General features: G+C 70.9%; 11 protein-coding genes. 4 read left to right on the forward strand and 7 right to left on the reverse strand.

Annotation, left to right across the window (positions count from 1 at the left end; translation table 11 throughout):
- Positions 1-50 precede the first annotated feature (50 nt).
- The 3 genes from AB0K36_RS12155 (at position 51) to AB0K36_RS12165 (ending at position 3,587) form a co-directional block, all read left to right on the forward strand.
- Complete coding sequence (locus AB0K36_RS12155) at positions 51-1,061, forward strand: acyl-CoA desaturase (RefSeq protein ID WP_364591961.1); 1,011 nt, start codon at positions 51-53, stop codon at positions 1,059-1,061.
- Positions 1,058-1,747 carry a TetR family transcriptional regulator gene (locus AB0K36_RS12160; protein ID WP_364591964.1) on the forward strand — a complete coding sequence of 230 codons (690 nt, stop codon included), beginning with the start codon at positions 1,058-1,060 and terminating at the stop codon, positions 1,745-1,747. The genes AB0K36_RS12155 and AB0K36_RS12160 overlap by 4 nt, the downstream gene beginning before the upstream one ends.
- 109 nt (positions 1,748-1,856) lie before the next feature.
- Positions 1,857-3,587, forward strand: a complete 1,731-nt coding sequence (locus AB0K36_RS12165) for an FG-GAP-like repeat-containing protein (protein ID WP_364592065.1) — start codon at positions 1,857-1,859, stop codon at positions 3,585-3,587.
- Between the two features lie 156 nt (positions 3,588-3,743).
- Here the strand turns inward: AB0K36_RS12165 and AB0K36_RS12170 are convergent, their stop codons facing one another.
- A complete protein-coding gene (locus AB0K36_RS12170) occupies positions 3,744-4,565 on the reverse strand; it encodes a trans-aconitate 2-methyltransferase (protein ID WP_364591967.1) in 822 nt (273 codons plus the stop codon).
- 132 nt (positions 4,566-4,697) lie between these two features.
- Here AB0K36_RS12170 and AB0K36_RS12175 point away from each other — a divergent pair, with 132 nt between their 5' ends.
- Positions 4,698-5,195, forward strand: a complete 498-nt coding sequence (locus tag AB0K36_RS12175) for a MarR family winged helix-turn-helix transcriptional regulator (RefSeq protein WP_005316568.1) — start codon at positions 4,698-4,700, stop codon at positions 5,193-5,195.
- Here AB0K36_RS12175 and AB0K36_RS12180 read toward each other — a convergent pair.
- From AB0K36_RS12180 to AB0K36_RS12205, 6 genes are all read right to left on the reverse strand, one after another.
- A complete protein-coding gene (locus AB0K36_RS12180; RefSeq protein ID WP_364591970.1) occupies positions 5,154-5,954 on the reverse strand; it encodes a response regulator transcription factor in 801 nt (266 codons plus the stop codon). The two genes, AB0K36_RS12175 and AB0K36_RS12180, sit on opposite strands and share 42 nt — an antisense overlap.
- Positions 5,955-6,343: 389 nt before the next feature.
- Positions 6,344-7,456: a galactokinase gene (galK, locus tag AB0K36_RS12185; protein WP_364591973.1), complete on the reverse strand. Its 1,113-nt coding sequence runs from the start codon at positions 7,454-7,456 to the stop codon at positions 6,344-6,346.
- Complete coding sequence (gene galE, locus AB0K36_RS12190; protein WP_364591976.1) at positions 7,453-8,421, reverse strand: UDP-glucose 4-epimerase GalE; 969 nt, start codon at positions 8,419-8,421, stop codon at positions 7,453-7,455. The genes galK and galE overlap by 4 nt, the downstream gene beginning before the upstream one ends.
- A complete protein-coding gene (gene galT, locus AB0K36_RS12195; RefSeq protein ID WP_364591978.1) occupies positions 8,418-9,461 on the reverse strand; it encodes a galactose-1-phosphate uridylyltransferase in 1,044 nt (347 codons plus the stop codon). The genes galE and galT overlap by 4 nt, the downstream gene beginning before the upstream one ends.
- Positions 9,462-9,648: 187 nt before the next feature.
- A complete protein-coding gene (locus AB0K36_RS12200) occupies positions 9,649-10,344 on the reverse strand; it encodes a response regulator transcription factor (RefSeq protein ID WP_364591981.1) in 696 nt (231 codons plus the stop codon).
- Between the two features lie 266 nt (positions 10,345-10,610).
- Positions 10,611-12,470 (reverse strand): outer membrane protein assembly factor BamB family protein, encoded by a 1,860-nt coding sequence (locus AB0K36_RS12205; protein WP_364591984.1) that lies wholly within the window; start codon positions 12,468-12,470, stop codon positions 10,611-10,613.
- Between the last annotated feature and the right edge of the window lie 48 nt (positions 12,471-12,518).

Consider the following 12,518-nt stretch of genomic DNA (forward strand, 5'->3'; position numbering starts at 1 on the left):
ATCCGTAGCCAGGCGTCCGTCCCCTCTCTCCCCACCTCCAGGGAAGCCTCATGACCACAAGCCCTGATCTGCTGGACGACGTAGCCGGCACTCCGGACTCCCCGCTCCCCACCGCCACCCTCGGCGGCGACAGCAAGCGGTCGGTCGAGCAGATCACTCTGCTCCTCTTCATCGCGGTCCCCTTCCTCGCGCTCCTCGCGGCGGTGCCCCTGGCCTGGGGATGGGGCGTGAGCTGGCTCGACATGGGCCTGCTGGTGGCCATGTACTACATCGGCTGCCACGGCATCACGATCGGCTTCCACCGCTACTTCACCCACGGCTCGTTCAAGGCGAAGCGGCCGCTCCGCATCGCCTTGGCGATCATGGGTTCGCTGGCGGTCGAGGGACCGCTGGTGCGCTGGGTGGCCGACCACCGCAAGCACCACAAGTTCTCCGACGCCGAGGGCGACCCGCACTCCCCGTGGCGGTTCGGCGAGACCGTCCCGGCGCTGATGAAGGGCCTGTGGTGGGCGCACATCGGCTGGATGTTCGACGAGGAGCAGACGCCGCAGCACAAGTACGCACCGGACCTGATCAAGGACCCGGCGCTCCGCCGGATCTCGCGCGACTTCATCTACTGGACGATCCTGTCGCTGGCGATCCCGCCGCTGGTCGGCGGCCTGGTGACGATGTCGTGGTGGGGCGCGTTCACCGCCTTCTTCTGGGGCTCGCTGGTCCGTGTGGCGCTGCTGCACCATGTGACCTGGTCGATCAACTCGATCTGCCACGCCGTGGGCAAGCGTCCGTTCAAGTCCCGTGACCGCTCGGGGAACGTGTGGTGGCTGGCGGTGCTCTCCTGCGGTGAGTCGTGGCACAACCTGCACCACGCCGACCCGACGAGCGCCCGGCACGGTGTGCTCCGCGGCCAGGTCGACTCCAGCGCGCGGCTGATCCGCTGGTTCGAGAAGGCAGGCTGGGCGTACGACGTGCGCTGGCCGCAGCAGTCCCGTCTCGACGCCCGCCGCGACGACTCCGGCCGCGGCGAAACCCGCCGCGAGGACGACGCCGTCAACGCGGCATGATTGACATCGTGGCGAGTGACGGAAGTATCGGCAGTCCGGACAAGACCAGGGCGTCGGGCGGCAGGCGCGCCCGGCGGGTGCGCATGACCGGCGCGGAGCGCCGTGAGCAGTTGCTGGACATCGGCCGCACCCTTTTCGCGGAGAAGGGCTTCGAGGGCACGTCCGTCGAGGAGATCGCGGCCAAGGCGGGGGTGTCGAAGCCGGTCGTGTACGAGCACTTCGGCGGCAAGGAGGGGCTCTACGCGGTCGTCGTGGACCGCGAGATGCGCCAGCTGCTCGACATGGTGACGGGTGCGCTGACGGCCGGGCATCCGCGTGAGCTGCTGGAGCAGGCGGCCTTCGCGCTGCTGGACTACATCGAGACGTACACGGACGGTTTCCGCATCCTGGTGCGGGATTCGCCCGTCGCCCAGTCGACGGGCACGTTCGCGTCGCTCATCAGCGACATCGCCACGCAGGTCGAGGACATCCTGGGCATGGAGTTCAAGAACCGCGGCTTCGACCCCAAGCTGGCCCCGCTGTACGCGCAGGCGCTCGTCGGCATGGTGGCCCTGACGGGCCAGTGGTGGCTCGACGCCCGCCGCCCGAAGAAGGCGGAGGTCGCCGCGCATCTGGTGAACCTGGCGTGGCACGGGCTCGACGGTCTGGAGCAGAAGCCGAGGCTGATAGGTCACCGCAAGAACTGATCGCGTTTTCCGTACATCCATGGCCCCCTCCTGTTGGTCTTGATGAGTGCTTGTCCCTCGTCACGAGGTTGAACTCACGACATTTCCCCAGGGGGGGACTTTGACTTCAGTGGAATCCGGCCGCGCCGCAACCGTGCGTAGCCGGGCGGCACGCCGCCTTGTCACCTGCACAGCACTGGCCGTCTCGGCCGGCATGCTGCTGGCCGGGACGGCCTCGGCGGCCGACGGTGTACCGCCTCAGCCCAAGATCGAGCTGAGCAAGCCGGACGCCGGCTCCGGCCGGCTGCCCACGGCCGAGGTGCCGGAGCGAAAGGCTGCCACCGGTGAGCCGCGGTACGGCACGCAGGACGTCGCCAAGCCCCGCTCCGACGTGTCGGGTGACGGTCTGAGCGACCTGATCTACCGCGTCCCGAGCGGTCAGCTCGTCTTCCACCCCCTCACGGGTGGCGAGCCGCAGGACTTCTTCCTCGACTACGAGCAGGAACAGGACATCATCCCCGTCGGGGACCTCGACGCCGACGGCAGCGCCGAGATCCTCTCCCTGTCGCCGACGGGCATGCTGAGCCTGCACCAGACCTACAGCGGCACGAGCCTGGGCACGACCTGGAGCGGCAACGGCTGGCAGGTCTACAACAAGGTCGTCGCGGTGGGCGACCTTGACGGCAACGGTCACGCGGACCTCGTGGCGCGTACCCCGGATGGTCAGCTGTACCTCTACCGGGGCACCGGCAGCCTCACCGCACCCTTTGCCGCCCGTATCGAGATCGGTGGCGGCTGGCAGGGCTACGACCAGATCGTCGGCCTCAACGACAACAACGGCGACGGCTTGGGCGACCTCGTCGCGCGGACCGCCTCCGGCGACCTGTACTTCTACGGCGCGACCGGCGACATGGCGCGTCCGTTCAAGGGCCGCATCAGGATCGGTGGCGGCTGGCAGATCTACAACCAGCTCGTCGCGACCGACGACAGGGACGGAGACGGCTTCGCCGACCTCCTCGCCCGCACCCCCGGCGGCAGCCTGTACATCTACTGGGGCGACGGCACGGGCAACTTCGCCCAGCGCGACGCGGTCGGCACGGGCTGGGAGTGGGCGTCCCTGTTCGCCGGAGCGGGCAGCAACCCGAACTACGGCAAGTCCGAGATCATGGGCATCGACACCCGCGACTCTCTTTACTACTACTGGGGCCGCAACAACGGCACCCTGGCCGCTCGCCAGCTGATCGGCGGGACCGGAGACTTCGCCGGCGTCAAGAAGCTCACGCTGGCCTCGAACCTCACCCCGGGCAACATCCCGTCGCTGATGTTCACCTACGCCGGCACGCTCTACAGCGACGGCGCAGCCGTCGGTGGCGGCTGGGACGCGTACAACATGCTCGTCGGTCCCGGCGACCTGAGCGGCGACGGCAAGGGCGACCTGCTCGCCCGCGACGGGTCCGGCAACCTCTACCTGTACCGCGGCTACGGAACCGGTGACCGTTTCGCGGCCAAGCAGAAGATCGGCAGCGGCTGGGGAGCGTTCAACGAGCTCGTCGGCGCCGGCGACTACACCGGTGACGGCCGGGCGGACCTGCTCGCCCGTACGCCCGCCGGCACGCTCTACCTGTACAAGGGCACCGGCTCTGCCTCGTCGCCGTTCCGCTCGAAGGTCAAGCTGGGCACCGGCTGGCAGCAGTTCAACAAGCTGGCGGCCCCGGGCGACATCGACGGTGACGGCAAGGCCGACCTGCTCGCCGCCAACTCGAGGGGCGAGCTGTTCCGCTACTCCGGTACCGGTGTCGGCACCTTCAAGCCGAAGGTCAAGCTGGGTACCGGCTGGAACACCTACCGCGACATCATCTGATCCCGATCGGGGGCCGCTGCCCCCGGTCCGGCCGAAGCACCGACGCCCCGCCACCTGCCAGGTGGCGGGGCGTTTCGCTGCTCCCGGGCCGGTCCGTCACCGGCCGGTCACGTTGCGAGCGGCGCGACGAACCGGACGGGGCACCCCGACTGCTCGTCACGACACCTTGCGCGCGACGGCGAAGATCCGCCGGAAGGGGAACACCGTGCCGTGGGGGCCCGGCGGGTACGCCTTGCGGAGCAGGTCCCGGTACTGGGCCAGGAACTCCTCCTGCGCCGCCGGGTCGTCCGCGAGCTCGGTGAGCACCGGTCGCAGGGCGGTGCCCTTGACCCAGTCCAGAACCGGGTCCTCGCCACCGAGGAGCTGCAGGTACGTGGTCTCCCAGGCGTCCGCGTCGCAGCCGAGGTCGGCGAGGCGGGTGAGGTAGTCGGCGGGCTCCAGGATGTGGACGTAGCGCCGGCCGTGGTCGCCGAGGCGGGCGCGCCACTGCGGGGTCTCGCAGAGCTCGCCGAGCAGGGCGTGGCTGGGCGAGGTGAAGTTGCCGGGGACCTGGAAGGCGAAGGTGCCGCCGGGGGCGAGACCGTCCAGCCAGCGCGCGAACGACTCGGGGTGGTTGGGCACCCACTGGAGGGCCGCGTTGGAGACGATGAGGTCGTAGGTCTCGTCCGGGGTCCAGTGCGCGGCGTCGGCGGGCCGGAAGTCCAGCCAGCCGCCGCCCGCCGTGGTGCCCGCGTGCTCCTTCTCGGCCTGGGCGAGCATCTCCGGGGAGAGGTCGAATCCGGTGATGTGCGCGTCGGGCCACCGGTCGGCGAGCAGTGCGGTGACATTGCCGGGCCCGCAGCCGAGGTCGGCGATCCGGGCGGGCCGGCCGACGGCGGGCAGCGTGGGTATGCGGGCGAGCATGTCCAGGAACGGACGGGTGCGGTGCCCGGCGTGGCGGAGATACTGCTCTGGGTCCCAAGTGGGCGCGGAATGCATGGTGAAGTCCCCCTCGCAGGAACGGAAAGCCGAAACGGAAGCTGGTTCCGGCCCGACCATGCCCAATAGTCAACAAAAATATATCTTGATGTCAAGAGACTTCATGTCGACAGACCCTCTACACTGATCGACATGGAGGACGAGGTCGATCGACTGGTCGCAGCATGGCGCCGTGAGCGCCCGGACCTCGACGTGGAACCGCTCGAGGTGCTCAGCCGCGTCTCCCGGCTCGCCCGCCACCTCGACCGGGCCCGTCGCATCGCGTTCTCGGAGCATCAGCTCGAGCCGTGGGAGTTCGACGTGCTCACCTCGCTGCGGCGGGCCGGTGCCCCGTACCAGCTCTCGCCCGGCCAGCTGCTCACCCAGACACTGGTGACCTCCGGGACGATGACCAACCGCATCGACCGCCTCGCCAAGAAGAACCTGGTCGAGAGGCTGCCGGACCCCAGCGACCGGCGCGGCGTCCTGGTGCGGCTGACGCCGGAGGGCCGCGACCGCGCGGACCAGGCGCTGGCCGGACTGCTCGCCCAGGAGCGGGCGATCCTCTCCGAGCTCTCGGGCGCCCAGCGCGCGGAACTGGCCGCGCTGCTACGCCAGTTGACCGCCCCGTTCGACAACATCCCCGGCTAGGGCCGGTCCTGGGCCCAGATCGGCGGGCCCCACCCCGGCCCGGCGGGCCAGCGCCACGGCGGCGAGCGTGGAGTGCACGCCCAGCTTCCCCAGTACGTTCTGCATATGCGTACGAACGGTGTGCGGCGACAGGAAGAGGCGCTCGGCGACGGCTTTGCGCCCCAGGCCCGCGACCATGCAGCGCAGTACCTCCTGCTCGCGCGGGGTCAGCGACTCCACCAGCCGCTCGCTCTCCGTGCGGTGCTTGCGGGCCGCGGTCATCTCCCGCAGTACGCCGGTGAGCAGCGCCGGCGCCAGGTGCGTCTCGTCCCGCAGCACCCCGCGGATCACCGCCAGCAGACGTTGCAGCGAGCAGTCCTTGGCGATCCAGCCCGAGGCGCCCGCCTGGAGGGCCAGGGCCGCGCGCCGGGCGTCGTCCTTCTGCGCGAGGACGACGGAGCGCAGCGCGGGCTGGAGCGAGCGGACGCCCACGACCAGGGAGATCCCGTCGACGACGGGAGTCGCGCCGGTCTCCGGCACCGCACGGGTGACCGGGGCGGCTCTCTGCGGCGGCACCGCCGAAGACGCCCCCAGGTCGGCGTCCACGAGCATCACGTCGAACCTGCGGCCTTCCGCCGCGGCGCGTTCCAGGCAGCGCAGCGCCGCGGGGCCGCTGCCTGCCGCGGCGACCTCCACATCGGGCTCCGCCGCCAGGGCCGCGGCGAGCGACTCGGCGAAGATTCGGTGGTCGTCCACGACCAGGACCCGGATACGAACCACAGGACACCCCCAGTGTCGGAGGACGGACCGGCACGGGTACGCCGCCCGGGGGACGGAGGGTACAGCGCATCGCCCGGCCGCCGCCGTGCTGTGACTGATACCCCGCCCCGGGCGCCGTACCCGGCTGTCTCGCCCCCTGATCGACACCGGCCCCCACCGGTGCTGTGGTTCAGAGTACGGACGGGCGGCGGTGGCGGAAGGGAATTCACAGAACTGATCGGCGGCGTTGCCGAGGGTGTGGCCGATGTTCCGAATCGACACCTGAGTGGCCGAGCGGCGATGGTTTCTGGCCGGCCGGCGAACAGAAAACGACGCGGGCGGGCCGGGCGCACCCCTGGCCACCCGGCCCGCCCGGGTTCCTCCCGGCCCACTCCCTCGGAGCGCGGCCGTCAGGACAGGCGGCGGGCCCCCGCCGACGGGACGGCGGTGAAGACGCGCGGCTGCTCCAGCGAGGACGCCGCGAAGGCCTCCTCGACCGACTTCGCCACCAGCGGCGAGGCGGACGTCTCCGTCAGGACGATCGCCGAGCCCCCGAAACCGCCGCCCGTCATCCGTGCACCCAGCGCGCCGGCCGCCAGCGCCGTGTCCACGACCAGGTCCAACTCCCGGCAGGAGACCCGGAAGTCGTCACGCAGCGAGGCGTGCCCTTCCGTCAGCACCGGGCCGATGGCCCTGACCTCACCGGCCTCCAGGTGGGCGATCACCCGCTCCACCCGGTGGTTCTCGGTGACGATGTGCCGGACCAGGGAGCGCACTTCCGGGTCGTCGAGACGGCCGAGGGCCTCGCCCAGCGAGTCGTACGGGACGTCCCGCAGGGCGTTCACGCCCAGCGCCGCCGCTCCCGCCTCGCAGCCGGCGCGCCGCTTGCCGTACTCACCGTCGCTGTGGGCGTGCTTCACCCGGGTGTCCACGACGAGGAGTTCGAGCCCGTGGGCGGCCAGGTCGAAGGGGATCTGCCGCTGGGAGAGGTCCCTGGTGTCCAGGTACAGGGCGTGGCCCTCGGTGCAGCACGCGGAGGCCGTCTGGTCCATGATGCCGGTCGGGGCGCCGACGTAGACGTTCTCCGCGCGCTGGCACAGGCGGGCCGTGCGCCGGCGCTCCAGGCCGAGTTCGTACAGGTCGTTCAGGGCGAGGGCGGTGACGACCTCGATCGCCGCGGACGAGGAGAGACCGGCGCCGGTGGGCACGGTCGACTCGTAGTGGATGTCGGCGCCGCCGACCTGGTGGCCGGCCTCGCGCAGCGCCCAGACGACGCCCGCGGGGTAGTCGGTCCAGCCGCCGGGGCCGCCGGGGGCCAGGTCGTCGACGCGCAGCTCGACCGGTCCGCCGTCCATGTCCGTGGAGGTCAGCCGCAGCACGCCGTCGTCGCGGCGCGAGACGGTCGCCACCGTCGTGTGCGGCAGCGCGAAGGGCATCACGAAACCGTCGTTGTAGTCGGTGTGTTCACCGATCAGGTTCACCCTGCCGGGTGCCGCCCACACACCCTCGCCCGTGGAACTCATGACCCGTTCTCCCTCCTGCGGGCGAATGCCCAGGCGTCGGACACGATGCCGGCCAGGTCGGCACGGCTCGGCTTCCAGCCCAGGCGCTCCTGGGCCCTCGCGGCGGAGGCGACCAGGACGGCGGGGTCGCCGCCCCGTCGCTCCGCGACGACCTCGGGCACCGGGTGGCCGGTGACCTCGCGTACGGTCTCGATGACCTCGCGCACCGAGAAGCCGTTGCCGTTGCCGAGGTTGCAGATCAGATGCTCACCGGCGGTGGCGGCGTCGAGCGCGAGGAGATGGGCCTCCGCCAGGTCCGCGACGTGGATGTAGTCGCGGACGCAGGTGCCGTCCGGGGTCGGGTAGTCGTCGCCGTAGACGGAGATCGACTCGCGCCGGCCGAGGGCGACCTGGAGCACCAGCGGGATCAGGTGCGACTCGGGGTCGTGGCGTTCGCCGTACGCGCCGTAGGCCCCGGCGACGTTGAAGTACCGCAGCGAGACCGCCGCGAGGCCGTGGGCAGCCGCCTCACCGGTGATCATGTGGTCGACCGCGAGCTTGGTGGCGCCGTAGGGGCTGGTGGGCGCGGTCGGGTCGGACTCGGTAATGGGGGTGGAGACCGGCTCGCCGTAGGTGGCGGCGGTGGAGGAGAAGACCAGGGTGCGCACGCCCGCGGAGCGCATGGCCGCGAGCAGTTCCATCGTGCCGCCGACGTTGTTCGCCCAGTACTTCTCCGGCCGGGCGACGGACTCGCCGACCTGCGAGAAGGCCGCGAAGTGCAGCACTCCGTCGTACGAGGCGTCCAGATGGCGGGCGGCGTCCTGGATGCGGCCCTCGACGAACCCGGCTCCTTCGGGCACCCCTTCGCGGAATCCGGTGGAGAGGTCGTCGAGCACGGTCACCTGGTGACCGGCCTCCAGAAGGTGCTGCGCCACGACGCTGCCGACGTATCCCGCACCACCTGTGACCAGGTACTTCTTGCTCACTCGCTCGCTACCTCTCGCAGTCGCATCGCCGCGGCCTCCGGCGGCACATCGTTGATGAACACGCTCATACCGGATTCGGAACCGGCGAGGAACTTCAGCTTGCCGGAAGTGCGGCGGATGGTGAAAAGCTCGAGATGGAGACCGAAGGCGTCCCTTCCCTCGCCTTCGAACGGCGCCTGGTGCCAGGCGGCGATGTACGGCGTGGGCGGTTCGCCGGGCCCGAAGATCCGGTCGAAGCGTCTCAGGAGTTCCAGATAGATCCGTGGAAATTCTGTGCGTGCCGCGTCGTCCAGCGCCCGGAGGTCAGGCACCCGCCGCTTCGGATGGAGGTGCACCTCGTACGGCCAGTGCGCCGCGTACGGCACGAAGGCGATCCAGTGCTCCCCCTCCAGCACCACCCGCGCCCCTTCCTCGCGCTCCCGCCGGACGAGGTCGTCGAAGAGGTTGCCGCCGGTCGCCGCCCGGTGGGCGGCCAGCGAGCGGAGCATCAGCTCGGTGCGCGGCGTCACGAAGGGGTAGCCGTAGATCTGCCCGTGCGGGTGCCCGAGCGTGACGCCGATCTCTGCGCCGCGGTTCTCGAAGCAGAAGACCTGCTTGACCTGGGGCAGTTCGGCGAGCTCGGCCGTGCGGTCCGTCCACGCCTCGAGGACCAGACCCGCCTGCTCCTCGGTGAGATCGGCGAAGGACGCGTCGTGGTCCGAGGTGAAGCAGACGACCTCGCAGCGGCCCGAGTCACCGGCGAGTGAGGGGAAGCGGTTCTCGAAGACGGCGACATCGTAGTCGGCTGCCGGGATCTCGCTGAGGCGGCCGTCGCGCGACGGGCACAGCGGGCATTCGTCGGCGGGCGGGTGGTAGATGCGGCCCTGACGGTGCGAGGCGATGGCGACCCGGTCGCCGAGCAGCTCGTCGTGCCGGATCTCGGCCGTGGTGGAGACGGCCTCGAGAGGCCGGAGGTCGACGGCGTCGCGGACGGCGTCGTCGCGCGAGTCGTAGTAGAGCAGCTCACGACCGTCGGCGAGCCGGGTCGACGTCTTCTTCACACGGAGCTCCCTCACCACTCCCATCCAACAGAACCGAACACAAGAAACCACAACTCAACAGCCCGGTCAATGGGTGAGCCGCAGGCCGGCCCCGATCGGGCCCCTGCGGGCAAACAAACAAAAGGCACCAAGGAGCGTCCACGGTCCCGGACGTGACCCCGCAGGCGGGCCGTCGGCCCGCCGGGCCCTAGTGGGCCGCCCCGGGTCCGGGAGGTGTCCCGTACGCCGCGCGGTCCAGCAGGCCGGTACGGGCGGCGAGCGCCGCCGCCTCCAGCCGGGACCCCACGCCCAGCTTCATCAGCACCCGCTGCACATGGGTGCGGGCCGTGCTCGGCGCGATGCCCATGCCGACGGCGATCAGCCTGGTGTCCTCGCCCTCTGCGACCCGCATCAGCACCTCCACCTCGCGCGGCGTCAGCAGCTGGAGCAGCCGCTGGCCCTCGTCGTCAGGCTGCGCGGCCGGATTGAGCAGCTCGGCGAACGCGCCCTGGAGCAGCAGCGGCGCCACCACGGCCTCTCCCGACCGCGCCTTCACGAGCGCCCGCTCCACGCCCTCTATGCGCTCGTCGTGGCGCACGTACCCGGACGCCCCGGCGGCGAACGCGGCCGCTATCCCGCGCGGACTGGGTACCGGTCCGAGGACCACGACCGCCACCTGCGGCCGTTCCCGTTTGATGCGGACGACCGGGTCGAAGGCGCCCGGCTCCGCCGGTGTCGCCGTGCCCAGCAGGCAGACCTCCGGGGCCCTGGCTATCACCAGGTCCGCTGCTCCGGCCGCGGGCGCCGCCGCCGCGAGCACCCGGTGCCCGCGCAGCTTCAGCGCGGAGGCGAGCGCCTCCGCGAGCAGCCTGTGGTCGTCGACCACCATGAGCCGAACGCCCATCGAGCAACCCCCGTCCCGCTGGAGTCGGCCCCCCGGCCCTCCACGGCTAGCCCGTCAGTCCCGGCAAGGTACACGCTTGTTCGACATTGCGCGCCCCTAACTCGGCAGAAGCCCCCCGGAATGCCGAATTCTTCACCAAACAGGGCCACTTGAGAGCAGGCGTCAGGAAGACGGTCAGGGATACGACCGCGGCCCGGTCCCTCGCGTCTGCGAGGGACCGGGCCGCGGTGCGGTGATGCGGTGGAGCGGTGATGCGGTGGAGCGGATCAGCTCTTCGGGCCGAAGGAGATCGCCATGAACTTCGACGAGCTCGAGCTGCCCGTGTCGGGCTCGCTCAAGGTGTCGTCCGCGATGAACAGCCGCCCGTTCTTGAAGTGGTACTCCGAGCCGGACTCCACGAAGCTCGTCTCGGCGTCCCGCACCGTCTTGTCCGCCGGGTTCACCAGCAGGACGGTCTCCTTCAGGGTGGCGCCGTTGATGCTGACGACCTGACCGCCCTTGTCGTAGGGGGGCCACTTGTAGGCGATGATGTTGCCGCCGTCCATGCGCAGCGGCAGCGAGTGGTAGCCCTCACCGGCGTCCGCCCGGCCGCTGACGGCCTTTCCGGTCGCCAGGTCGAAGGCGATGATCTCGTTGGTGCGGGAGTAGGACTCGCCCGTTCCCTCGTGCTCCTCCGTCGGCAGGTAGATCTTGCCGTTGCCGACGACCACGAACTGGCAGCCTTCGACGCCGTCGCTGGCGGAGCACCTCGCGAGGTACTTGTCGCCCGGCGCCGCGATCCTGGCGCGCAGCTTCCCGGTCTTGCCGTCGATCGAGAAGAAGTCCGAGATGCCGAACGTTCCCGTGTCACCGACGTCGGCGGCGACGACCAGCGGGTCGGAGGAGACGATCCGCGCGTCCTCGACACCGGCGGGCATCTTGAAGGACGAGAGGGGAGTGCCGTTCTCCGGGTTGAGCGGCTGGATGGTCACCTGGGCGTTGTCGTACGAGCCGCAGCGGCGTACCGCGACGAGCGCCTTGCCGCCGCCGTAGCCGATGTCCCGGCACTCCTGCGCGTCGACCGTGGGCTTCCAGCGGATGGCGCCGGTCGTCAGGTCGAACGCGGCGCTGCCGCCGAGGTATCCGGCCGCCACCGTGTTGCCGCTGAGGGTGACCTGGTCGAAGCGGGCCTTCTGGTCACCGCTCGAGCCGCCGGTGACGGACTTGCTCCACAGCAGCTTGCCGGCGGTGAGGTCGACGACGCCGACCTCGGAGCACGGCGGGTAGCCCTTGTCGCCCTTGGCCCGCTTCGTGGCCTCGAAGACGACCGCGGTCTTGTTGTCCTCGGTCGTGTGACGCGAGGCGGCACACACCTGGCCGGGCAGGTCAAGGGTCCACAGCACGGTGCCCTTGGCCACGTCGTGGGCCACGATCGAGTTGACGCTCGTCTTGACGAACGCCTTGTCGGTGACCCAGGAGCCCGGCACACCCGTCACGTCGAAGCGCGCGGGGATCGGCAGCTGGAAGGCGACCTTGGAGGCCGTGTCGGCCGGGGCCTTCTCCTTGCCGGGGCCGTCGGCGGCGGCCGGGGCGTCGTCGCCCTTGCCACCCTTGCCGCCCTCGGTGCCGCCCGAGCTGTTCTTCGCCTCGTCCTGCTTGCCGCCGTCGTCCTTGGTGGACGAGTACAGGAAGCCGCCGCCGATGATCAGCACGATGGCGACGAACGCGGCGATGACGATCTGCAGCTGCGTCTTGTTCAGCAGTCCGCCGCCCCCGGAGGGCACGGCCGGCTGCGGCATCATCGGCTGCGTCGGGGCGCTGTAGGCGGGCTGCCCGGGAGCGCCGTGCTGCGGGTGGCCGTAGGGCGCTCCCGGCGCAGGGCTCTGCGGCTGCGTCTGGGGATAGCCGTAGCCCGGCTCGGCGGGAGGGGGCGTCTGCGGATAGCCGTAGGGCGCTCCCGGCGCGGGGCTCTGCGGCTGCGGCGCGGGGGTGCCGTACCCGCCGGCCGGCTGCTGGGGCTCCTTCGCCAGGCCGTAGCCACCGCCCGAAGGCGGGCCGGGCGGCTGGCTCGGGGGCTGGTTCGGCGGGCCGGGCGGCTGGTTCGGCGGGCCGGGCGGCTGACTGGGCGGTGGCGGCGGCTGCGTCATGGCTTGCTTACCTCTGGGGGACGGAAGGTGGGTCCTACGACGGCGGAA

Source organism: Streptomyces kurssanovii (assembly GCF_040677245.1).
In the GTDB taxonomy this organism is placed as follows: Bacteria; Actinomycetota; Actinomycetes; order Streptomycetales; family Streptomycetaceae; genus Streptomyces; species Streptomyces kurssanovii.

Bases quoted from the DNA above. Each gene is read 5' to 3' on its own strand.
- AB0K36_RS12155 (WP_364591961.1), top strand. From the start codon at position 51: ATGACCACAAGCCCTGATCTGCTGGACGACGTAGCCGGCACTCCGGAC.
- AB0K36_RS12160 (WP_364591964.1), top strand. From the start codon at position 1,058: ATGATTGACATCGTGGCGAGTGACGGAAGTATCGGCAGTCCGGACAAG.
- AB0K36_RS12170 (WP_364591967.1), bottom strand. From the start codon at position 4,565: ATGCATTCCGCGCCCACTTGGGACCCAGAGCAGTATCTCCGCCACGCC.
- AB0K36_RS12175 (WP_005316568.1), top strand. From the start codon at position 4,698: ATGGAGGACGAGGTCGATCGACTGGTCGCAGCATGGCGCCGTGAGCGC.
- galK (WP_364591973.1), bottom strand. From the start codon at position 7,456: ATGAGTTCCACGGGCGAGGGTGTGTGGGCGGCACCCGGCAGGGTGAAC.
- AB0K36_RS12200 (WP_364591981.1), bottom strand. From the start codon at position 10,344: ATGGGCGTTCGGCTCATGGTGGTCGACGACCACAGGCTGCTCGCGGAG.
- AB0K36_RS12205 (WP_364591984.1), bottom strand. From the start codon at position 12,470: ATGACGCAGCCGCCGCCACCGCCCAGTCAGCCGCCCGGCCCGCCGAAC.